Genomic DNA, 24,937 nt, shown 5'->3' with positions numbered 1-24,937 from the left:
TCGGCCGGCCGCGGGGCGTTCAGTCGTGCGGCCGGTCCGCCAGGACGGTTCGTATGTAGTCCTCGACGGTGGCCTCCAGGCCCACGTCACGCCCGGCCCGCTCGGACAACAGCCAGCGGTGCTCGAGCAGTTCGTAGTAGATCTGCGCGGTGTCGGTGACACCGCGCAGCTCCTTGGGAACTCTTCGCACGGTGGGCCGGAAGACATCGCGGACCCACCGGTGGGCGAGCACCTCGGGGCGTGCGCCGAGCGGATCGCCGGGCGCGTAGTCGTCCTGTGTGGCCATCCAGGTCTCCAGGTCGTTCAGCAGGCTGCGGGCCTGGTTCTCCTCGGCGTCGAGTCCGGTCAGCCGCAGCAACTGCCGCTGGTGGTGGCCCGCGTCGACGACCTTGGGCACGAAGGTGACGGTGTCGCCGTCGGGTGAGCGCTCGATCTGCATCTCCGCCACGTCGAACCCGAGGTCGTTCAGGCGCCGGACGCGCTGGTCGATGGCGTGGCGCTGGGCGAGCGGATAGACCGACTGGCGGGTCAGCTCATGCCACAGGTCGCAGTAGCGCTCGGCGATGGCCTCGCCGAAGAGCACCGGGTCGACCGAGGGGTGCAGGGAGCCGCTGGCCTCCAGGTCCATCAGTTCGCCCGCGATGTTCACCCGCGCCACCTCGACGTCGTAATCCCGCTGTCCGCTGGTGAGCCTCGGCTGGATCTGCCCGGTCTCGGCGTCGACCAGATAGGCGGCGTACGCGCCCGCGTCGCGCCGGAAGAGGGTGTTGGACAGCGAGCAGTCGCCCCAGGCGAACCCGGCCAGATGCAACCGCACCAGCAGCACGGCGAGCGCGTCGAGCAGCCGTCGGATGGTGCTCGGCCGCATGGTCGTCTGGAACATCGAGCGGTAGGGCTGCGAGCCCACCAGATGGCGGGTGATCAGCGCCGGTTCCAGCGGTTCGCCGTGCTCGTCGGTGCGCCCGGTCACCACCGCGAGCGCGTCCACCGCGGGGACCGCGAGCCGGTCCAGGTCACGCAGCAGCCCGTACTCGCGTACCGCCGCCCACTCGCCGACCTCCTTGACCGCGACGATCTCGCCGCCCGCCTGCGCGAAACGGACGACATGGCGGGAGATGCCCCGGGGCAGCGCCACCAGGTGCTCCTGCGGCCACTGCTCCAGGGGGATGTTCCACGGCAGATCGAGCAGCGACGCCGGATGCTCGGGCGAGGTGGCGGTGATCTGGAGCTCCATAACACCCCAGTGTGCGGTACGGGGGTGTGATCAGAGCCGGTCGGGCAGTGGGGTGCCCGCCGGTGCGCGCATTCCGTCGAGGACGACCGTGACACACCGTTCGACCTGGAGCCGGTCGGCCGGGAGGTCCAGCACACAGGCTCCGGCGGCGGCCGCCCTGGCCAGGAACGGGATGTCCCGCCAGGACAGATCGGCGCGCAGCACGCCGTCCCGCTGGGCGCGTTCGGTCAGGCGCTGTACGCGGTCGAGCAGGGTGCGGCGGGCGGCGGCCACCTGGGGTCCGCCGCGGTCGTCGAGGGAGTCCGAGAGCCCCGCGTTCTCGCCGGTGCGCAGGGCGAGGCCGGCGAAGAACCGGGTGAAGGCCGGCCAGGACTCGTCCTCGCCCAGGGCCTGTTCGGCACTGTCGGCGAGTTCGCCGAGCACATCGAGGAGAACGGCTTCCAGCAGCCCGGCCCGCTCGGGGAAGCGACGGTAGACGGTGCCGACGCCGACTTCGGCCAGCCGCGCGATCTCGTGGTAGCTGACGTCGAAGCCATGGGCGGCCACCGCCTGGCGTGCGGCGGTCAGGACGCGGGCGGCGTTGCGCCGCGCGTCCGCGCGCGGCGGTCTGGGGGGCCGCTGAGCGGAGGGCATGCCCGTCATGTCCCCAGCCTAGTCAGAAGTGGACAGAAACTGTCCACCTCCGTACGCTGAACTCTAAGCGGACAAGATCTGTCCATTTAATGCGCGGCGCCACGGCCGCCTACCCCACCGGCCGCTCGCCACACGTCCCACCCGCACGACCGAACAGGAGCCACGGGCATGAGCCATCTCGACGGCATGACCGCGGTGATCACCGGGGGCAGCGAGGGCCTCGGCTACGCCATCGCCGACGCCTTCGCCACCGAGGGCGCCGACCTGGTGCTGCTCGCCCGTGACCAGGAGAAGCTCGACCGGGCCCGGCACACCCTGACCGGACACGGCACCACCGTACGCACCCTCTCCGTCGACCTGGCCGACCCCGGCGCCGTGACCACCGCCGCGCGTCAGGTGCTCGCGCTCACCGGACGGGTGGACACCCTGGTCAACAACGCGGGCACGGCACACTTCAGCCCGCTCGCCCAGACCTCGGCCGACTCCTTCGACGCCATGCTCCATCTCAATGTCCGGGTGCCCTTCCTCCTCGCCCAGGCGCTGCTGCCCGCGCTCGTCGAGGGCCGCGGCAGCATCATCAACATCAGCAGCTACTGGGCGCACAAGATGGTCGCCGACCGCCCGTCCGCGGCCTACTCCGCCACCCGCGGCGCCATCAACGCGATGACCCGGGCCCTCGCCAATGAGCTGGGCCCCTCCGGCGTCCGGGTCAACGGCATCGCCCCCGGCGCCGTCCGCACCCCCACCTACGAACGGGCCCATCTCGCCCCGATGAGCGCCGAGGAGCGCGACGGCCACGACCAACGCACCCGGGACGCCTATCCCCTGGGCCGGGTCGGCGAACCCCACGAGGTGGCCGCCGCGGCGGCCTTCCTCGCCTCCCCGCAGGCCGGCTGGACCACCGGCACCATCATGAACGTGGACGGCGGGCTGACCGTCCGCTGACGGCCCTCGCGGGAGCCCGGCGGCCGATGGAGTCGCTGGTTCAGTCCTCGGCCAGAACCACGACCGTATCGCCCTCCTCCAGGGTCAGCGGTGCTGTCTTGGACGGGTTGAGGTGGACGCCGTAGAGCGGTGGCTCATCGCTCTGCCGGGCCAGCCGGTAGCCGATGGCCGTCTCACCGCGCTGGCGGGCGGCCTCGATGACGGTGGCGAAGTTGGCCTCCGCGCCGGGTATCAGATAGCTGGGCGCGGGTTTGAGGTAGATCTCGGATCCCTGTGGGTCGAAGAGGTCGGCGAAGACCGCGTACAGATGGCGGTTCTCGGTGAGCTGGGTCAGCAGCAGGCTGATCACCTTGGTGGAGACGATGAAGTCGTCGGCCTTGGTGACCTGCGCGACCTCGCGGTTGGCGTCGTCGTGCATCTCGGTGACGATCGAATACGGATCGCCGAGCTGGATCTCGATGTCGCGCAGATGGAGCAGGGTGACCAGGGTGCGGTCGTCGGCCCGGCCGGGATCGATCCCGTCGTCCGTGAGCACCACGATATGGCGGTAGTCGTCCAGTCCGAGCGCCTCCAGCGACGGACGGCGGGTGGGTTCGCAGTGCTTGAAGCCGACCGTGAGGTTCTTCAGCTCCCGGTTCGCCTCCTCGCGGGGCGGGCGCGGGGCGGCGATGTCCACCACCGAGCCGGGCTTCACCAGCAGGTCGAGCTGCGCGATGATCTTCTCCGCGCGGGAGTTCCAGCCGATCAGCAGGGTCCGGTCCGGTACTGGCGGGCGGAACGCGGCCACGGCCATCGCCGAGCGCGCGATCCGGGGGCGGGTGGCCGCCACCTTGATCAGCAGATCGTCCTCGGCGACCATCAGCAGCCGGTCCCCGCGCTCGATCACGGTGTCCATGGCGGGGTTGACCAGCGCCTCGCCGTCCGCGCGCCACACACCGATGGGCACACCGAGCTCGAAGGCGTTCAGCGACTCCCCGTAGGTGGCGCCGGCCAGTGTGGGCGCGTGCCAGGGGTAGATCTCGTTGCCGATGAAGCTGAGCAGTTCATTGAAGACGGTGGACAGTCCGGACTGGCGGTGGGACTGCACGATCAGCCCGACCGCGATGTCATCGGCGTCGATCACCAGCGCGGTGTCCCCCGCGGCCAGCCGGGCGGCCGCCAGGTTCGCCGAACTCTGCACGGCGGCCACCACATTGGGCCGTGTCCCGGTCCAGGTGCGGCCGTTGAGCAGCAACAGCGTCTTGATGACGTCGATGTCGCTGTCGTCCCCGATGGGCGAGAGCACCATGATGGCCTTGGCGCTGTCCGGGCTCACCAGCTCCAGGTCGCCGCGCTGGAGCGGATTGCCGGAGCGGCAGATCACCCGGGTCTTCCCGGTGTCCGGGATGCGGCGCCGGATCTCGTCCTCCATGTCGACCTTGTCGCGGTCGGCGAGGATCACCACACATGAGCGCCGCTCGCTCTGGTTGGCCTCCGCCAGCTCCGCTATCACCGTGAAGACCTGCTCCGACCAGCCCAGCACAATGGTGTGGCCGTGCTCGATCAGCCGTGATGTCCCCTTGCGCAACTGCTGGATCCGGGCCTCCAGGCCGGTGGTCATCACCCCGATCAGCGCGCTGACGATGAAGATTCCGCCGATGGTCACCGTGAGCATGAGGACCAGGAACAGCGGCCGTCCCGTGTCCCCGCCCATCGTGCCCGGATCGAGGGTCCGCAGCAGGCTCATCCAGACGACACCGAGCCAACCGCCGTTGTCCGCGGTGTCCTTGTGGGCGAAGGTGACCACCACCGCGGAGACCAGGGTGATCAACGCCAGGGAGGCCAGCCCCAGCCAGCCGATCAGCGCCGGGGTGCCACGGTCCATCGTCCCGTCGAACCAGTACCGCAGCCGCTCCCGCAGCCTCTTGCGCATGCCGCATTCCTCCATAGCCCATCACGCCGCCGGGCCCAACGGCCCGTGGTGAGCGGCGCTTTACGCCATGAGGGTGTCGTCTGACCCCGCTTCAGCGCCAATCGGGCGCCGCCGGTGACCAGCGGAGCGCCCGTCCGGCGCGCCCGCCCGCGACCATGCGGGGCGGCGGGGTCAGCCGGGGACGTCGTCCCACTGGTCGAGGAGGTCCCCGCCCTCGGCGTCGGCCGGCGGGAGCATCGGGTCGGTCAGGGGCTGCTCGGCCCAGATGATCTTACCGTTGGGGGTGTAGCGGGTCCCCCAGCGCAGCGCGTACTGGGCGACGAGGAAGAGCCCTCGGCCGCCTTCGTCGGTGGTGGCGGCGCGCCGCAGATGCGGGGAGGTGCTGGAGCCGTCGGCCACCTCGCAGATGAGGGTGCGGGCGCGCAGCAGCCGGACGCGGCTGGGGGCGCATCCGTAGCGGATGGCGTTGGTCATCAGCTCGCTGAGGATGAGTTCGGTGGTGAAGGCGATCCCCTCCAGGCCCCATGCGGTGAGTTGCTCGGCGGCCTCGTTGCGGATGCGGGCGACCGCGGCGGGGTCGGAGGGCAGCTCCCATTCGGCGACGTGCCCGGGGTCCAGCAGATGGGTGCGGGCGACCAGAAGGGCGATGTCGTCGCCGGGGTGGGCGGACGTCATGGTGTCGAAGACGGCCTGGCAGGTCTCCTCCGGTGTGCCGTCGGGCAGTCCGGCGAGGGTGCTGCGCAGGAGGCCGAGGCCCTCGTCGCAGTCCCGGCCGTGGTCCCGGATCAGCCCGTCGGTGAACAGGGCCAGCCGGCTGCCCTCGGGCAGCTCCAGCTCGACGGTCTCGATGGGTTCGCCACCCAGGCCCAGCGGCGGGGCGAGGGGGATGTCGGGGAAGGTCACGGTGGAGTCCGGGAGGACCACCGCCGGGCCCGGGTGGCCGGCGCCCGCCACCGTGCAGCGGCCGGAGACCGGGTCGTAGATGGCGTACAGACAACTGGCGCCGCTGATCCCCGGGGCGTCGGTGCCCGCGGCGGCCTGGTCCTGGTCGAACCGGCTGGCCAGCTCGTCGAGATGGGCGATGAGCTCATCCGGCGGCAGATCGAGGGCGGAGAAGTTGTGCACGGCGGTGCGCAGCCGGCCCATGGTGGCGGCGGCGTGCAGTCCGTGGCCGACGACATCGCCGACCGCGAGGGCGACCCGGCCGCCGGGCAGGGGGATGACGTCGAACCAGTCGCCGCCGACTCCGGCCTGGGCGGGCAGATAGCGGTGGGCCACGTCCAGGGCGTCCTGTTCGGGCAGGCCCTGGGGCAGCAGACTGCGCTGGAGGGTGGCCGCCATGGCGTGTTCGCGGGTGTAGCGGCGGGCGTTGTCGATGGCGACCGCGGCGCGGGCGACCAGCTCCTCGGTGAGCGCCACATCGTCCTCGTCGAACGGCTCGGACTGCTCGGAGCGCCAGAAGGTGGCGATGCCCAGGGTGACGTCCCGGGCCCGCAGCGGGATGGTGATCATCGAGTGGATGCCGTACTTGACGATCTTCGTCGCCTGTTCGGGGTCCTGCTCCTGCCATCCCTCATAGGCCCGCAGATCCGCCTCGAGCACCGGACGGCCCGCGCCGAAGCCCAGCGCCTGGGGCACGGTGCCGGCGTAGGTGATCATCTTGCCGACCCGCCACAGCGGATGGTCGGCCCGGATGCCGCTGGTGGCGGTGCGGCGCATGGCGCTGCCCGCGGGCTCGTCGCCGCGCAGCACGGGTTCCACGAGGTCGACGGTGGCGAAGTCGGCGAACCACGGGACGCCGAACCGGGTCAGCTCCTCGGCGGTCCGCACGACGTCCAGGGTGGTGCCGATCTTCGAGCCCGCCTCGAAGAGCAGCCTCAGCCGCCGCTCCGCCACTTCGGCCTTGCCGGACAGCGCGCGTAGCTCGGTGGAGTCACGGAGCGTGGCGACGCTGCCGGAGATTCCGCCGTCCCACCGGGTGGGGCGCTGGTTGACTGCGAGCAGCCGGTCCCCGGCCAGATGCACCTCGTCGGTGGCGACCCGGCCCGAGGCGAGCAGCTCGGCGGTGCGCGGCTCGATGCCGAGCTCGGTGATGGGGCGGCCCTCGGCGTCCCGGGGCAGATCGAGCAGCCGGCCGGCCTCGTCGTTGGCGAGGACGAGGCGGCCATGGCTGTCGACGATGAGCACGCCTTCGCGCACGGAGTGCAGGACGGCGTCATGGTGCTCGTACATGCGGGTCATCTGGGCGGGGCCGAGCCCTCGCGTCTGGCGCCGCAGCCGCCCGCCGACCAGCGCCGTCCCGCCGGTGGCGAGCGCCAGCGCACCGGCGGCGGAGCCGAAGACCAGCGGCAACTGGCGCTCGACCCGGCCGCTCACATCCGCGGCGGTCATTCCGGCGCACACCACACCGGCCACGGTGCCGTTGCCCCGGGGGATCGGGACGGTGGCCTGGACCTCCCGGCCGAGGGGCCCCTGCACGGACTCGGTGACGATCTTGCCCTTCACCACGGGCCGCCAGTCCGCGACGATCTCCTTGCCGATGAACTCCGGCCTGGGGTGGGTGTACCGGATGCCCTTGGTGTTCGCCACGACCACGAAGTCCAGATGTGCCCGCTTACGGGTCTCCTCGGCCCGGGGCTGCAACTGGGCGGTGGGATTGTCCGTACGCATCGCGGACGCGATGCCCGGGGAGGTGGCGAAGGTCTGGGCGACGGCGGTCGCGCGGCGGATGGCCTCCTGCTCGCTGTCGTTACGCGCCTGGAAGATGAGCGCCGTCGTGGCCGCGACGATGAGCAGGCCGACAAGCAGCACTTGAACAGCGAAAACCTGCCCGGCGATGCTGCGTACGCTCAAGCTGCGCATGCTCGAGAGCGAACGGAAGCGCTTCCGGGAGAGGGGGGGTGGGGCAGGTCCTGACCGACCGATAACTCCGACCACGCACCCTTCCTACCATTTTCCACCCTCGATCCGTGAAGCCTGGTGGCCCACGATCGGGGACCGTCCCGGCCACCGATACACATCGGCACGGTGCGTGGCGAACCACCCACGCATCGCTCACCGCGGGGCTCCTCGGCGAGCACCACGGGCCATATCGGCCCCTCTACCACGGTCACACATCGAGCCGGTGGGCCACGGCCCGCATGGCCGCCCGCGCGGCGCCCAGGTCCACCCGTGTCCGGTCGGCCACCAGATAGAGAAAGACACCCTGGCGGGTGCGCTGGCTGAGCGGACGGATCAGGTGATATTCGGTGTCCAGCGTGACCACGATGTCCTCGAGACGATCCGGGTCGTAGCCGAGCAGCTCCAGAGTGGACAGCTTGGCCCGCATGACATCCGTGTCCCCGTACGCCACCTTCTCCAGATCCGGACCGCGCGGGGTCTGGACGGCACCCAGGGTGATCCGGCTCAGATAGTCCACGAGCGAGGCCGCCAGTGCGCCCTCGCACTCCATCACCTCGCGCAGCGACTCCTCGATGTCGATCATGGCCCGTCGCCCTCCGGGGACCTGGGGATCATGTCCACATATTTCATCCTTGCACAGGGTCCGCCGACGCACCCCCGCGCGCGTCCGATCCCCGGCGCCGGGTGCCCCACCCCGTGGTGGCGGGCCGCCGATCGTCCTATCCTGCGCACGCGTTGATCGACTTCGGATTGAATCGTCGCTTCCCGCTGGAGGACGCATGACCGTCGGCAGCACCCCGTCCCGGGCCGTGGTGGTGGGCACCGGCTCCCGGGCCCAGATGTTCACCGAGGCGCTGGCCCGCCGCCCGCAGCTCAGGGTCGCCGCGCTGTGCGATCCGAACCCGGTGCGCATCGCCCACCACCAGCGGCTGCTGAAGGAGGCGGGCGAGCCGGAGGCCGCCGCCTGGAGCCCCGAGGAGTTCGAGCGGCGGCTGCGCGCGGACGATATCCAGGAGGTGGTGGTGACCTGCGTGGACGCGCTGCACGACGCGTATGTCGTGCCCGCGCTGCGGGCCGGCTGCCGGGTGGTCACCGAGAAGCCGATGACCACCGACGCGGCCAAGTGCCGTCGCATCCTGGAGACGGTCCAGGAGACCGGCAACCATCTGGCGGTCGCCTTCAACTACCGCTTCAACCCGGTGCACGAGGAGGTCCACCGGCAGTTGTCCGGCGGCGCCATCGGCGAGGTGCTGTCGGTGCACTTCGAATGGCTGCTGGACACCCGGCACGGGGCCGACTACTTCCGCCGCTGGCACCGCGAGAAGGAGCACAGCGGCGGGCTGATGGTGCACAAGTCCAGTCACCACTTCGACCTGGTCAACTGGTGGCTGGGGGCCCGGCCGCAGGAGGTGTTCGGCTACGGCCGGCTCGGCTTCTACGGCCGCGCGGCCGGTGAGCGCAGCGGCTACCGGCGCGAGTACGAGCGGGCGCACGGCGCCGCCGCCGCCAAGGACGACCCGTTCGCGCTGGAACTCGCCGAGAACGACGCGCTGCGCTCGCTGTATCTGGACGCCGAGGGCGTGGACGGCTACCACCGCGACCGCAATGTGTTCGGCGACGGCGTCACCATCGAGGACGACATGGCGCTGCTGGTCCGCTATGACACCGGCGCCACCATGACGTACCACCTGACCGCCTACTCCCCCTGGGAGGGCTACCGGGTGATGTTCAACGGCACCCGGGGCCGGCTGGAGCTGGAGGTCGAGGAGAGCGCGTGGCAGCCGTCGCTGCTGGGCACCTCCTCCGGCCGCGGCACCATCCACGGCGACCAGGCCCTGGCCAACGCGGGCGGTCCGCGGCTGGTGCTGCGGCCGCTGTGGGAGCCGCCGCGGGAGGTGGAGCTGCCGGCGTTCGACCACGCGGGACACGGCGGCGGGGACGAGCGGATGCTGGAGGTGCTGTACGGCCCGGTGGATCCGGCGGCGGCCACCGGGAAGGCGGCCGTGGACGCCTCGGACGCCGCACGCCGGCGGGCCACCGAGGAGGACGGGGCGCTGGCGCTGGTCACCGGGCTCGCGGCCAACCGGTCGTTCGTCAGCGGAAAGCCGGTGGCCACGGCGGATGTCGTGACGCTGTAGCCGGGGCGCCGGGTCCAACGCGGCTCATCCCGCCGGGCGTTGGGGCAGGATGAGCCGCATGGACACGGATGCGATCGAAACACCCCGGGCGCCCCTTTTCCGGAGCGCCGCCCGGCGCCGCCGAAGACGGCTGCTCGGCTCCCTCGCGGCGGCCGGTCTGCTCGGCGCATGCGGTACGCAGACCTCCTCGGGAGTCGCCGCGGTGCCCGACAAGGCCACGAACCGCCCGTCGGGCATCGCCGTCTCCCCGGACACCGCCGCCCCCACCGCCCCCGCGGGCTGCCCCGACTCGGGGGTGCTGCTGCGGGCCGCGGAGGCCAACGCGGCGATGGGGCTGCGGGAGCAGCAGATCGAGCTGGTGAACTGCGGCAGACGCGACTATACGGTGAACGGCCATCCATCCGTCCAGGTCCTCGACACGGACCTGGAGCCACTGGAGGTCACGGTCGGCCACGGGACGTCGGGCATCGCCACCGTCGACGGCTTCGAGACGGCCACCGGGCCGGTGCGGCTGAAGCCCGGTGAGCGGGCGGTGACGCGGCTGCTGTGGCGGAATCTGGTGACGGACACCACGCGCCCCGCCGCCGACGGGCGCTATCTGCGGATCGCGCCCAACGGCGACGGAAGGGACGCGCAGACCGTGCCCGACCACGTCGACCTGGGCACCACCGGCAAGCTGGGCGTGAGCGCCTGGGCCCGCCCCGCCACGGATCGTCCTGCCCCGGATCGCCCTGGCGCGGATCGCCCGGACGCCGGATCGTGACGCTCGCCGGTGGCACCGTAGGTCCCCCGGACCCGTCAGCCCGGAGCGCCCAGCCGCTCCTCCGGCCGGTCGGCCGGATCGAGCCCCAGTTGCCGGGCGAGCCCGGCGGCCAGGGCCTCCAGGGTCGGATGCCGCCAGACGAAGTTGCCCGCGAGCTTGATGTTCAGCCCCGTCTCCAGGCGCACCCGCAGCTCCATGGCGAGCAGCGAGTCGAACCCCAGTGACCGCAGGGGGGTCTGCGGATCGAGGGTGGCGCTGCTGAGCCGCAGCACGGCACGGATGTGGTCGGTCAGATAGGACTCCAGCGCGGTGCGGCGGGCCGGGCCCGCGGGGAGTGCGGCCAGCCGGGCGCGGATGTCGTCGGTGCTCTCCCGGGCGGCCACCGGAGTGTCGTCGCCGGGGAGCAGCGGGGCGAACAGGGCGGACCTGCGGCCGGCGGCGGGGATCCAGGTGGCCGGTTCGCCGGGGATCACACCGGTCTGCACCCGCCGGTGGGCCAGCAGGGCGCCGAGCGCGCCGAGCCCCTGCTCGGTGGGGATCGTCTGATAGCCGCGGTCGGCGAAGCCGGTGGCCACTCCGGTCTCGCCCCACGGGCCCCAGTTGACCGCGAGGGTGGGCAGGCCGTGTGCCGAGCGCCAGGCGGCGAAGCCGTCCAGCCAGGCGTTGGCGGCCGCGTAGGCGCCCTGTCCGGCGTTGCCGAGCAGTGCGGCCATCGAGGAGTACACCGCGAACCAGTCGAGCCGGTGTCCCTCGGTGGCCTGGTGCAGCCGCCACGCCCCGGTGACCTTCGGCGCCCATACCCGGCCCAACTGGTCCTCGCGGATATTGGCCACGGCCGCGTCGTCGAGGACCATCGCGCTGTGGACGACACCGTTCAGCGAGGCCCCGTCGCGGGCGGTGGCGGCGGCCACCAGCCGGTCGGCCGTGCCCGGGTGGCTGATGTCGCCGGTCACGACGGTGATCCTGGTACCGGCGGCGGAGAGTTCGGCGAGCGTCCGCGCGGCGGCGCCGACCGGTGCGGTACGCCCGCTCAGCACCAGATGGCCCGCGCCCTGCCGGGCCAGCCAGCACGCGGTGGCCAGCCCGAGACCGCGCAGCCCGCCGGTGACGATGTACGTACCGCCCTCGCGTACCGTCAGCGGTCCGTCCGGCAGCACGGCGTCGACCCGGCCCTCCTGCGGGATGGTCAGCACCAGCTTGCCGATGTGGCGGGCGCCGGCCATCCGCCGGAACGCGTCGGTGACCTCCGCCAGCGGATAGGTGGTGCAGCGCAGCGGCTTGAGGCGGCCCTCGGCGATCGCGTCGAGCACCTCGCGCAGCATCGCGGCGTACGTCTGCGGGCGGGCCAGTTGCAGCTCCCTGAGGTCCACGGTGGAGAAGGTGATGTTGTGGCGCAGCGGGGAGAGTCCGAGCGGGGCGTCGGAGAGGATGTCGCGGACGCCGAGTTCGACGAAGCGGCCGAAGGGGCGCAGACACTCAAGACCGGCCCGGATGGCCGATCCGGCGAGGGAGTTGAGCACGACGTCGACGCCCTCGCCCCCGGTGGCCTCCTTGACCTCGTCGCGGAAGTCCAGCGACCGGGAGTCCATCACCTGGGCGATGCCCATGGCCCGCAGGAAGCGCCGCTTCTCCTCGCTGCCCGCCGTGGCCAGCACCTGGGCGCCCAGCAGCCGGGCGACCGCGATGGCGGCGAGCCCGGTGCCGCCGGTGGCCGAGTGGATCAGCACCCGCTCCCCCGCGGTCACCTGGCCGACGTGGCGCAGCGCGTACCAGGCGGTGAGGAAGGCGATGGGCAGCCCGGCGGCGGTGTCCGGGGGGAGGCCCTCGGGGAGGGGCGCGGTGCGGTCGGCGGGGACGACGGTGAACGATCCGAAGGCGCCGCCGTGCACATCGGCCGCCACCACCCGGTCGCCGGCGCGGAGATGGTCGACACCGGGGCCCACCGCGCTCACCTCGCCCGCGCATTCGAAGCCGAGCCGGTAGCGGATGTTCTCGTCGCCGGGGAGCAGCCCCATGGCGGTGAGGACGTCGCGGAAGTTCAGCCCCGCGGCGAGCACCCGCAGCTCCACCTCACCGGGCCCGGGCCGGCGGCGGGGCGCGGTGGTGAGCTCCAGGCTGCCGAGGTCGCCGAGGCGGCCGGCGCGCAGCCGGAAGCCGTCGGTGCCGCAGCGCACGGTGCGGGCACAGGCGGTGGTGCGCTCGGTGTCGGTGAGGGGCGCGTAGTCCAGCTCGGCGGTGTAGCGGGCGCTGTCGCGCAGGGCGATCTCCTCCTCGGGGCCATCGGCGAGGAGTTCGGCGGCGAGGGTTTCCGCCAGTTCGTCGGGGGCGGCCGGGTCGGTGTCCACCAAGGTGGCGCGCAGTTCGGGGTGTTCCAGGGCGAGCACCCGCAGGAGTCCGCGGAGCGGGCTCTGTCCGGGGTCGGCCAAGTCCCCGGGGGTCACGGTGCGGGCGCCGCAGGTGGCGGCGTAGAGGCGGGGCGGTTCGGGGAAGCGGGATGTGAGCGCCTGGGCGGCGGCGAGCAGCCGGCGGGTGCGGCGCAGTCCGTCCTGCGCGCCGCCGTCGACCGGGCGCGGGCCGCACAGGAGCACCACGGCGCGCGGCCGTTCCCCGGGGCGGGTGAGCCGGTTGGTGAGGGCGTCGCGGAAGGCGTCGAGCCCCTGGTCGGCCAGGGGTGTCTCCCATACCCGGGCGGTGGCGCCGGAGTTGCGCAGCGCGGCGGCCACCGGGCGGGCGGTGCCGTCCGCCTCGCCGACGATCAGCCATCGTCCCGGGGGCCGGGTGGCGGCGGGCCGGGTGGCGCTCCGCCAGCCGATCTCGAGGAACCACTGGTCGACCTCGGCCGTGCGGTCCGCTGCGCTGTGGACGATCCGCAGTCCGTCGACGGCCAGCACCGGCCGGCCGTCGGCGTCGAGCAGGCGGACGTGTCCGACGGTGGCCCCGGGGGTGGTCTCGGCGAGGCGGGCGTGGCAGTAGACGGCGGTCTCGGGGTCGCCGAGGACGCGTACGCTCTGCATCCGCGCGGGCAGCAGCAGCCGCCGGTCGTCCTCGTCGAGCAGTCCGGCGACGAGGAGTTGGGCGCACAGGTCGACGAGGACGGGGTGGATGCGCAGACCGTGTCCGGGGGCGCGGGCGGCCTCGGGGATCCGTACCCGGGCCCAGAAGCTGTTGGCATGGGGGGCGGCGGACACTTCGGTGATGCCCTGGAACGCCGGTCCGTGTGCCACGCCCCGGGCCCGCAGATTGGCGTAGAGGGCGTCGGCCTCGACGGGCAGCGGATGGCGCAGGGCGAGGGTCCGGACGGAGGCGGCGCGGGAGCGCGGCGGTGCGGCGAGTCTGCGGAGCACCGCGGTGGCCTGTCGCACCCAGGCGCCGTCCTCGTCGCGTCCGAAGATCTCGCATTCGGCGCGGTCGGCGGCGGCGGCGAGGGTCACCGTGGTGGAGAGGTCGGTGTGGTCGGCGAGCCGCAGCAGTTCGCGGAAGTGCAGATCGGTGACCTCGACCTCCTCGGGCGCGGCGCCGAACACCTCGCAGGCGGCGGTGAGCGCGAGGGCGTAGGAGGCCGCGCCGGGCAGGACGGGGGCGTCGTGCACCCGGTGGTCGTCGAGCCAGGGCAGGGCGGCGGTGCCGGTGCGGGCGCGCCAGGAGTGGCGGACGGGTTCGCCGGGCAGCTCCAGATGCGCGCCGGGCAGCGTACCGGCCGGACCCGCGCCGGGCGGGTCGGCGGAGGGCGCGGAGGGCGGGGCGTCGGCCCAGTGGCGGGTGCGGTCGAAGGTGATGGGCGGTACGTCGGCGAGGGCGGCGTCCGCGTACAGCACGGACCAGTCGACGGGGACGCCCGCGCAGTGCAGCGCGGCCAGATGGGTGCGGAAGGTGGCCGGTTCGTCCTCGTCGCGGCGCAGTGTGGGCAGGACGACGGGGTCCTCGACCAGACCGGCGAGACCGCGCTGGACGGGGTGGGTGATGACCGGGTGGGGGGATATTTCGACGTACACCAGGTGGCGGTCGGCCGCGGCGGCGGCGATGGCCGCGGAGAACCGGACCGGGTGGCGCAGATTGGCGCACCAGTAGTCGGCGTCGAAGGCGGGCGGGGTGTGCGGATCGTCGAGGACGGTGGTGTAGAAGGGCACGTCCGGGCGGCGGGGGGTGAGGTCGGCGAGGGCGGTGCGCAGATCGGCCAGGAGCGGGTCCACCTGGGGTGAGTGCGAGGCGACGTCCACGGCGATCAGCGCGGCGGGCACGGAGCGGGCCTGCCAGCCGGCGACGAGCCGTTGGACATGGGCGGTGTCCCCGGCCACCACGGTGGAGCCGGGCGCGGCCATGACGGCGACGGTGACCGCCGCCGCGGCGCCGCCGGTGTCGAGTTCGGCCTGCACCTCGTCGGCGCCGAGGCCCACCGTGGCCATGGCGCCGTTCCCGGCGACGCGGGTGAGCAGGGCGGAGCGGCGGCAGATCACCTTGGCCCCGTCGGCCAGGGAGAGGGCCCCGGCCACCACGGCGGCGGCGACCTCGCCCATGGAGTGGCCGATGACCCCGGCGGGCCGCACACCGTGGGCGCGCCAGGTGGCGGCGAGCGCGGTCTGGAGGGCGAACAGCACGGGCTGCACCCGGTCGCAGCCGGTCACCGGAGCGCCGGAGCGGACGATGTCGAGCACCGAGAATCCGGACTCGGCGGCGATGAGCGCGTCGGCCTCGGCGAGCGCCTCGGCGAAGGCCGGTTCGCTCTCCAGCAGCCGCCGTCCCATGCCCGGCCACTGGGAGCCCTGCCCGGAGAACACCCAGACCGACCGGCGGGAGACCTCGGCGCCCACGGCGCCGGTGACCACGGCGGGGTGGGCCCGACCGGTGGCGAACGCCCGCAGGGCGCCGATGAGTTCGGTGCGGGAGGCGGTGGTGACGCCGAGCCGCCCGCGCCCGGCGCCGCGGCGCAGCGCCAGGGTGTGGGCGATGTCGCGCAGCGGGGTGTCCGCGCCGTCGCCCTCCAGCCAGTCCGCCATCCGCCGCGCGGCGGATGGCAGCGCGGCCGGGGACCCGGCGGGGACGAGGAACACCTGCGGAACGGCGCGGGTGGCCGGCCGGTGGCGCGGTGCGGGGCGGGTGGCGGGTGCGGGGACTGCGGGGGGTTGTTCCAGCACCACGTGGGCGTTGGTCCCGGAGAAGCCGAAGGAGGACACGGCCGCCAGCCGCGGGCCGGTGCGCACCGGCCAGGGGGTGAGTTCGCGGGGGATGAACAGGCGGGTGCCGTCGGCGTCGATGGTGGGATTCCACCGGGTGAAGTGCAGATTGGGCGGGATGAGTCCACGGCCCAGGCACAGCACGGCCTTGATCAGGCCGGTGACCCCGGCGGCGGGCTCCAGATGGCCCAGGTTGGTCTTGACCGAGGCGAGGGCGCAGCGGTCGCGGCCGGTTCCGTAGACCTGGGCGAGGCTGGCGAATTCGACCGGGTCGCCGACGGGGGTGCCGGTGCCGTGGGCCTCGACCATCCCGACGTCGGCGGGGTCGACCCCGGCGCGGCCGAGCGCCTCCTCGTACAGGGCGCGCTGGGCGGTGACGGAGGGCGCCGCGAGCCCGTCGGAGTGGCCGTCCTGGTTGACGGCCGAGCCGCGCAGCACGGCCAGGATCCGGTCCCCGTCGCGGATGGCGTCGGTGAGGCGTTTGAGGACGACGATGCCGCAGCCCTCGCCGCGGACGAAACCGTCGGCGGCGGCGTCGAAGGCATGGCAGTGGCCGGTGTGCGAGAGCATGCCCATCCGGTCGAACGAGCGGGTGATCCGCGGCTCGAACATCAGGGTGACCCCGCCGGCCAGGGCCAGATCGCATTCCCCGGCGCGCAGCGCCTGGACCGCCAGGTGGACGGCGACCAGGGAGGACGAGCACGCGGTGTCCAGGGCCACGGAGGGGCCGTTCAGGCCGAGGAGGTAGGAGATCCGGCCGGTGGCGACGCAGTGCCCGTTGGCCAGGGCGGAGCCCTCCAGCTCGCGGGGGTGCCGGTCGAGCCGGTTCATGTAGTCGTTGTAGCTGAGCCCGGCGAAGACGCCGGTGGCGGTGGAGCCGAGCCGGTCGGGTGGCATTCCGGCGTGTTCCAGGGCCTCCCAGACCACTTCGAGCAGGAGCCGGTGCTGGGGGTCGAGGATGTCGGCCTCGCGCCCGGAGACGCCGAAGAAGTCGGCGTCGAAGCCGGATACATCGCGCAGATATCCGCCGTGGACGGGCGGTGCGGACTCGGGCGGGGCGGTCGTGGTGGGGTCGGCCGCCCAGAGCGCGGCGCGCTCGGCGGGCGGTTCGCCGACGGCGTCGCGTCCGTCGGCCAGCAGCCGCCACAGGGCGGCGGGCGAGTCGGTGTCACCGGGAAGCCGGCAGCCCATGCCGACGATGGCGATGCGGCCGGGGGAACGGCTGGGAGCGGGGGTGTGCTGACTCATCGGGGTCTCCGTGGGTGGTGCTCGGCCCGGGGTGGGGGCCGTGGGGGGGGCCGTGGGGTGGAGATCGCCGCGGGGTGTACGGACTCAGGTGGCGTCCGGGCCGCCCAGCAGCATCGCGTGCTTCACGCCACCGATCTGGTAGTTGAAGCTGAGCGCGTGGTCGAAGTCGAGGGGACGGGTGCGGGCGCCGGGAACGGGGTCGAACGAGAGCCCGTCCGCGGGCTGTTCGCAGTTGGCCGTGGGGCACACCTCGCCGAACTCCATCATCATCAGGGTCAGGGCGAGGCCCACACAGCCGGAGGCCGCTCCATGGTGGCCGAAGCAGCCCTCCTGGGAGGACAGCAGCACGGTGGAGCCGTTGCCGTACAGCTCGCGGACGGTGTTGGCCTCCATGGCGGTGACGGCGGCACCGCCGTCGCTGGCGCCGTTGATGTACGGCACCTGCTCGATCCGCCATCGGTCGCCCAGGCAGAGGCGGACGGCCCTGACCAACTGGGCGCCGGAGTCGTCGGCCGAGAGCGGGTTGGCCAGGCCGTCGCGGGTCATGGCGGCGGCGAGCACCTGGCCGTAGAGGTGGGCGCCGCGCCGTTCGGCGGCTTCCCGGCTCTCCAGGATCACGGTGGCGGATCCCTCGCCGTGGTTGACGCAGTCGGCACGCCGGTCGTAGGGGCGCATGAGGGAGTCGAAGGACGGCAGCAGATCGGGCATTCCGGCGGCGTCCATGCCGTCGTAGGCGTGCTGGGCGCCGCGCAGCAGCCGCTGGCCCTTTTCGATCAGGCCGACGTTGAAGACGTCGACGCCGGTCACCACGGCGAGGTCGGTCTCGCCGGTCGCGATGAGGCGGCGGGCGTTGCCGATCTGCACGGCGCTGGAGGAGCAGCCGCAGGAGACGGTGAAGCAGGGGCCGATGGTCCGGGTCAGCGCGCCCTGGACGACGGCCACGTCGGAGGGGGACACGGCCTGTTCGGCCGCGACGAACATCTCCAGGGCGTCGAGGGTGGTGGCGGAGTCGGAGTCGGGGTCGATGCCGAGCAGGGCGAGATAGCTGTCCACATTGGCGTCCACGCTGCCGCGGCCGACGAGCAGGGCCGCCTCGCCCAGATCGCCCGCGACCAGGTCGAGTTCGGCGTCGGCGCACGCCTCGACGAGGGAGACCAGGCCGTACCGGTGGGCGTCGGTGTAATGGCGGGAGAAGAATTCGGGGATGTCGGGGAGTCGCTCCCGGAACTGCCCGGCCGTCAGATGGACCGAGCCGTAGTGGCTGCCGTCCCGGCCGAGGACGGTGCGGCCCCGGGAGGCGATGTCCCACACCTGGGCCGCGGTGAAGACGGGTTCGGCGCCGCCCGGAAGGCAGAAGCCGAGGCCGGTGACGACGGCGTCCCGGGGGTTTCCGGCACCGCCCGGAGCCGGGCCGGAGGGGTGGTGGCGCGGGCTCACGACGCCCTGCCGGATCTGGAAAGAGTCATGACGGTGGTCCCTTTCGCTCACACCGGAGTACGGGCCCGCCGGTACGGCGCGTCGCCGAAGGCGCGGTGGCACCGTCGGTGTGCCGGAATCGGTTCACCGGCGAATTCGGCGCGTACGGCGCGGCGTTGGGCGTACTCGAAGCCTTTCCCCGTTGGATGGTGAGTCGTCTCCGTTCGGGAGTCGCTCACCTTTCGGAAAGGACGGGTGGAATAGATGACGGTACGCCCGCGGAGACATGGGCCGGTAGGTGGTATCCGCATCACCGAGGTGGATTCGGCCGGTCCGGCGCACCGCCGTTGTACCCCCGGAGCCCGTGCCGCGCGACCCCTGGAAAGAAGGGGCTCGCGCCCCGGTTCACGCCCCCCTCTGGTGGAATCTTTCTGAAAGAGCGTACAGAAAAAGGCGCCTCAGGCATTCAATGACTATGGGGCGGTTCGAAAGAACGGAAGAGCCCTTTACCCATGGGGCAAAAACCGTAAAGGACGACAAACGATGACGTACCCGCCCCCACTGTTCGATGATCTGGACCGCAAGATCGTCGCGGCACTGGTCGCGAACGCCAGGACCAGCTTCACCGAGATCGGCGCCGCGATCGGGCTGTCCGCCTCGGCGGTCAAGCGCCGGGTCGACCGGATGCGGGAGACCGATGTGATCACCGGCTTCACCACCACCGTGCGCCCGGCCGCCCTCGGCTGGCGGACCGAGGCGTATGTCGAGGTGTACTGCGACAGCGCCGCACCACCCCGGCGCCTCGCGGAGGTCGTGCGCAACTATCCGGAGATCATCGCGGCCATGACGGTCACCGGCGGTGCGGACGCGCTGCTGCATGTGATGGCCACCGATGTGGAGCACTTCGAGGAGGTGCTGGAGCGCATCCGGGCCGAACCGTTCGTCCGCCAGACGATCAGCTACATGGTGCTGTCCCACCTGCTCACGGGCAGTCCGGAGGCCGGTTCGGCGCCACCCGCGACCGCTACGCAATGAACCGTCGCCAGACGGCCTCAGCACGCAGCATCGGTGCGCCTACACGCAGTTTTCCTTTCTTGTCTCCCCTCTCCTCCGTTTTCTACCGTTGATTCATCCCCCCGGTCGCCCGCGGAAGCGAGAGGAATCCTCCGTGTCCCTTACGCGCGTGCCGCGCCCCCGGCGCTTCTTGACCTGTGCCCCCAGATATTTCGATGTGCGGTATGCCATCAATCCCTGGATGCGTGAGGACACCGAGGTCGATACCGACCTCGCCCGGGCGCAATGGGAGACGCTGATCAGCGCCTACCGCGAGCACGGCCATCGGGTCGAATTCATCGAGCCGGTGGCGGGGCTGCCGGACATGGTGTTCGCGGCGAACTCGGCCCTCGTCCTGGAGGGCCGGGTCTTCGGCTCGCGATTCCACGCACCGCAGCGCCGCCCGGAACAGCTCGCCTACGAACGGTGGTTCAAGGCGGCCGGTTTCGACGTCCATCCGCCGGAGTCGGTGTGCGAGGGCGAGGGCGACCTGGTGCCGGCCGGGCCCTTCGTCCTGGCGGGCACGGGCTTTCGCACCACCCGGGCGGCCCACCAGGAGGTGCAGGAGTTCTTCGGGGTGCCGACCATCAGCCTGCTGCTGGTGGACCCGTACTTCTACCACCTGGACACCGCGCTGTTCGTCCTCGACGACCAGAACATCGCCTACTACCCGGAGGCGTTCTCCCCCGGCAGCCGTGAGGTGCTGGAGCGGCTCTATCCCGACGCGCTGATCGCCACCCGCGACGACGCCATGGCCTTCGGGCTCAATTCCGTCTCCGACGGCCGCCATGTCTTCGTCGCGCCCCGGGCCACCGGTCTCATCGACCAGCTCACCGACCGCGGTTACGTCCCCGTCCCCGTCGATCTGTCGGAACTGCACAAGGCCGGCGGGGGCATCAAGTGCTGCACACAGGAGATCCGCTGATGACCGCCACCACCCCCACCGCCTCCGGTTCCACCGCCGCCGCGGCGGACGGTGTCCGCGCCGCCCGCTCCTCGCGGGAGCTGATCCGCGCCGAGGAGTCCTCGCTCGCGCACAACTACCATCCGCTGCCCGTGGTCGTCTCCCGCGCCGAGGGCACCTGGGTCTGGGACGTCGAGGGCCGCCGCTATCTGGACATGCTGGCCGGCTACTCGGCGCTCAACTTCGGCCACCGCCACCCGGCCCTCATCGAGGCGGCCCACCGCCAGCTCGACCAGCTCACACTGACCTCCCGGGCCTTCCACAACGACCGGCTGGCCGGCTTCGCCGAGGGGGTGGCGGAGCTCACCGGGCTCTCCATGGTGCTGCCGATGAACACCGGCGCGGAGGCGGTGGAGAGCGGCATCAAGGTCGCCCGCAAGTGGGCGTACGAGGTCAAGGGCGTGGCCCCGGACCAGGCCACCATCGTGGTGGCGGCCGACAACTTCCACGGCCGTACGACGACGATCGTCGGCTTCTCCAGCGACCCCGTCGCCCGCGACGGCTTCGGCCCGTTCGCCCCGGGCTTCCGCGTGGTGCCGTACAACGACCTCGCGGCACTGGAGGCCGCCGTCGACGAGACCACGGCGGCGGTCCTCATCGAGCCCATCCAGGGCGAGGCGGGCGTCGTCATCCCCGACGACGGGTATCTGCGGGGGGTGCGCGAACTGACCCGGCGCACCGGGACGCTGTTCATCGCCGATGAGATCCAGTCCGGTCTGGGCCGCACCGGCACCACCCTGGCCGTCGAGCACGAGTCGGTGCTGCCGGATGTGCTGCTGCTCGGCAAGGCGCTGGGCGGCGGCATCGTGCCGGTGTCGGCGGTCGTGGCCGACCGTGCGGTGCTCGGAGTGCTGGGCCCCGGCGAGCACGGCTCCACCTTCGGCGGCAATCCGCTGGCCGCGGCGGTCGGCTCGGCCGTGGTCGACCTGCTGCGCACCGGCGAATTCCAGCGCCGCGCGACCGAGTTGGGCGAGGTGCTTCAGGCCGGGCTGGCCACGCTGACCGGCAAGGGTGTCGTGGGCTACCGCTGCCGCGGGCTGTGGGCGGGCGTCGATGTGGACCCCGCCCTCGGCACCGGGCGCGAGGTGAGCGAGCGGCTGATGGCCGAGGGGATCCTGGTCAAGGACACCCATGGGTCGACGATCCGGCTCGCACCGCCGCTGACCATCACCCGCGAGGAGCTGGAGGGGGCGCTGGCCGCGCTGGAGAAGGTGCTCGGCTGAGCGATTGACCGAAAGCGACGAGGAGCGCCGGGCCGCATTACGTTTCATACGGCCCGGCGCTTCGTCATGTTCAATCCCCGCGCGAAATCTTTTTCAGCGCCGCTGTCGCGGTGCCGCGAGAACGCCGGATCGTAGATAACGCCCAGGTCACGGCGGCCTTTTCGAGTTTTTATGTACGTTGTTGAGCATTCCACTGTCCCCGATCGCACGGTGTGGAACACTTCGTGTCGTCTCGCCGGGTGGACCTGACGAGAAGTTGGCAGTTCTCGCAGGTCGGCACGGTGGAGAAGGCAAACGTCATGGTGCGGAAAGGAGTTGCGGCTGGAGTGGACGGTGAGCCGGTCACGGTGACTGCCGCATACCGGGTGGACCCCGGCCGCGAAAGCGAGTTCTATGCCTGGGCGATCGAGATGCTCAATGCCGCGGCAAGCCTTCCGGGATATCTCGGAGGCGGGGTCATGGGATCCGGTTCGGCCTCCTCGGAGTGGCATGTCCTCTACCGGTTCGAGGCGGAAGGCCCGGCACGGGCATGGGATTCCTCGCTGGAACGTGCCCGATTGGCGTCCCGGACCGGGCCCTTCGTCCAGGAAAAGGGAACACAGCGCACCTCGGGACTGGAGAACTGGTTCAACGGGCCGGTGCGGCCGCTGCCGCCACCGCCCAAATGGAAGCTGTGGCTGGTGAATCTGAGCGCGGTGTTCCCTCCGGTCCTCATCTTCAATGTGCTGGTGATCCCGTTCATCAAGGACACCAATTTCCTGCTGCGGACCCTGGCGCTGTGTCTTGGTGTGACCGCGATGGTGACCTGGCTGGTCATGCCACGGCTCCAGCGGATTCTGAAGAAGTGGCTCTACCCGCCGCTTCAGTCGATACGAGGACGTCACAGGCGGATGGCAGCCGACGGCCCGCGCGCTCGCCGGTAGGTGGGCGACGCGCCACGGCCCGACGACCGGGGCGGGTGATCCCCGACCGGTTTTCTCATCGCAAGGAGGCAAATCCGGATGGAATCGCTGAGGACACTCCTCGTCGATCATCACGACTCGTACACGTACAACCTCTTTCATCTGCTGACCGAGGTCAACGGCGAGGAACCGGAGGTGCTTCTCCATGACGCGCCGGAATGCGCGGACATCGATCTGACCGCGTTCGACAACATCGTGCTCTCCCCCGGCCCCGGGCATCCGGCCGATCCACGGGACTTCGGCGCCACCGCCCGGCTGATCGAGCGGTCGACCATTCCGGTGCTGGGGGTGTGCCTGGGGTACCAGGGAATCGCGCTCGGTGCCCAGGCGCGGGTGGTGCCCGCGCCCGAACCGAAGCACGGGCATCTGTCCCGGATCAAACACGGCGGGCGCGGGCTGTTCCGCGGTCTGCCGCAGGACTTCACGGCCGTTCGCTATCACTCGCTGTGTGTGGCCGAGCCGCTGCCGCTGGGGCTTCAGGGCATCGCCTGGTCCGAGGACGGTGTGCTGATGGGGGTGCGGCACCGGGCCCGTCCACTGTGGGGCGTCCAGTTCCACCCGGAGTCGGTGCTGACCGGATACGGCCACCGTATGCTCAGCAACTTCCGCGATCTGACCGTCGAGCACGCCAACGGCGAGTCGGTGACCTCGACCGTGGCCCCCGCCTCCGCCTCCGCCTCCGCCGAGGAGCCGCGCCGCGCCCGCAGGGCCGCCGAACCGGCCCCGGAGCCTCCCGCCGCACCGGACTCCCCGCGGGCCCCCGAGGCGGACCCCCGAGCGGAACTGGCGCGGCTCGACCCCGACCCGGGCGCCCCGGCGCAGACGTCCCCGGAAGGCCCCGCCTACCGGCTGCACGCCCGGTGGCTGGCCGATGCCACCGATACCGAGGCGGCCTTCACCCGGCTGTACGCGAAGGCGCCGCACGCGTTCTGGCTCGACAGCTCGCGCGCCGAGTCCGGCGAGGCGCGGTTCTCCTTCCTCGGGGACGGCACGGGCCCGCTCGCCGAGTTCGTCCGCTACGACACCGACACCGGCGTCTGCGAGGTCGAGCGGGCGGGACGGCCCGCCGCCCGGGTCGAGGGCAGCGTCTTCGACTACCTCAAACGGGAGCTGGCCCGCCGCCGCGTGACCGCGCCCGGTCTCCCCTTCGACTTCACCGGCGGCTATGTGGGCTACTTCGGCTATGAGCTCAAGGCCGACTGCGGCGCCCCGGGCCGCCACCGGTCCGCCACCCCGGACGCCTGCTGGCTGTTCGCCGACCGGTTCGTCGCGGTCGACCACCAGGAGGGCGTCACCTACATCTGCTGCCTCACCGAGGACACCCCCGACGGCCACCGGGAGGCGAAGGACTGGCTGGACACCACCGTGACCGTGCTCAGCGGGGTGCCGACGCTCAGCGGCCCCGCCCCGCAGCCGCCCGCCCTGGCCACCACGGCCGCCGTGGAGCCCTGGCTGGCGCGGGACCGGGAGCGGTATCTGACCTCGATCGAGGCATGTCTGCGGGAGCTGCGCGCCGGGGTGAGCTATGAGATCTGCCTGACCAACGCCGCCTGGCTGCCCGCCCCGAGCGACAGCTACGCCTTCTACCGGGCCCTGCGGCGGTTCAACCCGGCGCCGTACGCCGCCTATCTGCGGTTCGGCGGCACCGATGTGGCCTGCGCCTCCCCCGAGCGCTTCCTGCGCATCACCCCCGACGGCACCACCGAGGCCAAGCCGATCAAGGGCACCGCGCCGCGCGGCCGGGACCCGGAGCAGGACGCGCGGGCGCTCGCCGCCCTCGCCTCCAGTCCCAAGGCCCGCGCCGAGAACCTGATGATCGTGGACCTGCTCCGCAACGATCTGGGGCGGGTGTGCGCACCGGGCAGCGTGTATGTGCCGCGCCTGATGAACACCGAGACCTACGCCACCGTCCACCAGTTGGTCTCCACCGTGCGCGGCCGGCTGCGCCAGGAGACGACCTCCGTCGACTGCGTCCGGGCCTGCTTCCCGGGCGGCTCCATGACCGGCGCCCCCAAGCTGCGCACGCTGGAGATCATCGACTCGCTGGAGACCGAGGCCCGCGGTGTCTACTCCGGGGCGCTCGGCTACCTGAGCTGCAACGGCGCGGCCGACCTCAACATCGTCATCCGTACGGCCGTGTTCACCGGCGGCCGGATGCACATCGGCGCGGGCGGCGCCATCGTGCTCGATTCCGATCCGGCCGAGGAGTACGAGGAAATGCTGCTGAAGACGGCCGCCACCATGCGTGCCTACGAGGCCGTGGAGACGGTCCCCACCGGGGAGCCCGGCGGGGAGATGGACGACCTGCTCGTGGCCGCCGCCACGGCGCCACCGGCCCCCGCGGTGCAGGAGCCCACCCGGTGACCGCCCTGTC

The 24,937-nt window shown here is 72.1% G+C and carries 15 protein-coding genes; 8 read left to right on the top strand and 7 right to left on the bottom strand.

What is annotated here, in order from left to right:
• Nucleotides 1-19: 19 nt before the first annotated feature.
• Nucleotides 20-1,234 (bottom strand): DUF4032 domain-containing protein, encoded by a 1,215-nt coding sequence (locus tag ACK1X7_RS43380; RefSeq protein WP_385152805.1) that lies wholly within the window; start codon nt 1,232-1,234, stop codon nt 20-22.
• A gap of 30 nt (nt 1,235-1,264) precedes the next feature.
• Nucleotides 1,265-1,876 (bottom strand): TetR/AcrR family transcriptional regulator, encoded by a 612-nt coding sequence (locus ACK1X7_RS43375; RefSeq protein WP_385152808.1) that lies wholly within the window; start codon nt 1,874-1,876, stop codon nt 1,265-1,267.
• A gap of 159 nt (nt 1,877-2,035) precedes the next feature.
• Here ACK1X7_RS43375 and ACK1X7_RS43370 point away from each other — a divergent pair, with 159 nt between their 5' ends.
• Nucleotides 2,036-2,812: an SDR family NAD(P)-dependent oxidoreductase gene (locus ACK1X7_RS43370; RefSeq protein ID WP_385152812.1), complete on the top strand. Its 777-nt coding sequence runs from the start codon at nt 2,036-2,038 to the stop codon at nt 2,810-2,812.
• A gap of 40 nt (nt 2,813-2,852) precedes the next feature.
• On the opposite strand, the gene ACK1X7_RS43365 is transcribed toward ACK1X7_RS43370, so the two are convergent.
• The 3 genes from ACK1X7_RS43365 to ACK1X7_RS43355 all read right to left on the bottom strand — a co-directional run bounded on the left by ACK1X7_RS43365 (nt 2,853) and on the right by ACK1X7_RS43355 (nt 8,208).
• On the bottom strand, nt 2,853-4,724 hold the full coding sequence (locus ACK1X7_RS43365; protein ID WP_385152816.1) for a CASTOR/POLLUX-related putative ion channel: 1,872 nt from the start codon (nt 4,722-4,724) through the stop codon (nt 2,853-2,855).
• A gap of 171 nt (nt 4,725-4,895) precedes the next feature.
• On the bottom strand, nt 4,896-7,586 hold the full coding sequence (locus tag ACK1X7_RS43360; RefSeq protein WP_413116560.1) for a SpoIIE family protein phosphatase: 2,691 nt from the start codon (nt 7,584-7,586) through the stop codon (nt 4,896-4,898).
• 247 nt (nt 7,587-7,833) lie between these two features.
• On the bottom strand, nt 7,834-8,208 hold the full coding sequence (locus tag ACK1X7_RS43355; protein WP_385152823.1) for a hypothetical protein: 375 nt from the start codon (nt 8,206-8,208) through the stop codon (nt 7,834-7,836).
• A gap of 196 nt (nt 8,209-8,404) precedes the next feature.
• Between ACK1X7_RS43355 and ACK1X7_RS43350 the strand changes: the two genes are divergently transcribed.
• Together ACK1X7_RS43350 and ACK1X7_RS43345 are read left to right on the top strand one after the other, a co-directional pair.
• Nucleotides 8,405-9,763 (top strand): Gfo/Idh/MocA family protein, encoded by a 1,359-nt coding sequence (locus tag ACK1X7_RS43350; protein ID WP_385152826.1) that lies wholly within the window; start codon nt 8,405-8,407, stop codon nt 9,761-9,763.
• A 58-nt stretch (nt 9,764-9,821) separates the two neighbouring features.
• Complete coding sequence (locus ACK1X7_RS43345) at nt 9,822-10,526, top strand: DUF4232 domain-containing protein (RefSeq protein ID WP_413116559.1); 705 nt, start codon at nt 9,822-9,824, stop codon at nt 10,524-10,526.
• Between the two features lie 35 nt (nt 10,527-10,561).
• Here the strand turns inward: ACK1X7_RS43345 and ACK1X7_RS43340 are convergent, their stop codons facing one another.
• Together ACK1X7_RS43340 and ACK1X7_RS43335 are read right to left on the bottom strand one after the other, a co-directional pair.
• Nucleotides 10,562-16,945 carry an SDR family NAD(P)-dependent oxidoreductase gene (locus ACK1X7_RS43340; protein ID WP_413116558.1) on the bottom strand — a complete coding sequence of 2,128 codons (6,384 nt, stop codon included), beginning with the start codon at nt 16,943-16,945 and terminating at the stop codon, nt 10,562-10,564.
• An 84-nt stretch (nt 16,946-17,029) separates the two neighbouring features.
• Nucleotides 17,030-18,382, bottom strand: coding sequence for a beta-ketoacyl synthase N-terminal-like domain-containing protein (locus ACK1X7_RS43335; RefSeq protein ID WP_385147958.1), 1,353 nt, complete (start codon nt 18,380-18,382; stop codon nt 17,030-17,032).
• A gap of 522 nt (nt 18,383-18,904) precedes the next feature.
• Here ACK1X7_RS43335 and ACK1X7_RS43330 point away from each other — a divergent pair.
• The 5 genes from ACK1X7_RS43330 to pabB all read left to right on the top strand — a co-directional run bounded on the left by ACK1X7_RS43330 (nt 18,905) and on the right by pabB (nt 24,927).
• Nucleotides 18,905-19,396: an Lrp/AsnC family transcriptional regulator gene (locus ACK1X7_RS43330; RefSeq protein WP_078638964.1), complete on the top strand. Its 492-nt coding sequence runs from the start codon at nt 18,905-18,907 to the stop codon at nt 19,394-19,396.
• A gap of 133 nt (nt 19,397-19,529) precedes the next feature.
• On the top strand, nt 19,530-20,339 hold the full coding sequence (gene ddaH / locus ACK1X7_RS43325; protein WP_385147961.1) for a dimethylargininase: 810 nt from the start codon (nt 19,530-19,532) through the stop codon (nt 20,337-20,339).
• Nucleotides 20,339-21,601 carry an ornithine--oxo-acid transaminase gene (rocD, locus tag ACK1X7_RS43320; protein ID WP_361505325.1) on the top strand — a complete coding sequence of 421 codons (1,263 nt, stop codon included), beginning with the start codon at nt 20,339-20,341 and terminating at the stop codon, nt 21,599-21,601. The genes ddaH and rocD overlap by 1 nt, the downstream gene beginning before the upstream one ends.
• 326 nt (nt 21,602-21,927) lie before the next feature.
• Nucleotides 21,928-22,524: a hypothetical protein gene (locus ACK1X7_RS43315; protein ID WP_385148002.1), complete on the top strand. Its 597-nt coding sequence runs from the start codon at nt 21,928-21,930 to the stop codon at nt 22,522-22,524.
• Between the two features lie 78 nt (nt 22,525-22,602).
• Complete coding sequence (gene pabB / locus ACK1X7_RS43310; RefSeq protein WP_413116557.1) at nt 22,603-24,927, top strand: aminodeoxychorismate synthase component I; 2,325 nt, start codon at nt 22,603-22,605, stop codon at nt 24,925-24,927.
• Nucleotides 24,928-24,937 lie beyond the last annotated feature (10 nt).

It is taken from the genome of Streptomyces sp. CY-1, assembly GCF_047218265.1.
GTDB classification, from domain to species: Bacteria; Actinomycetota; Actinomycetes; order Streptomycetales; family Streptomycetaceae; genus Streptomyces; species Streptomyces niphimycinicus.
The sequence above is the reverse complement of the archived record's forward strand: the minus strand, read 5'-3'. Positions and strand labels throughout refer to the sequence as shown.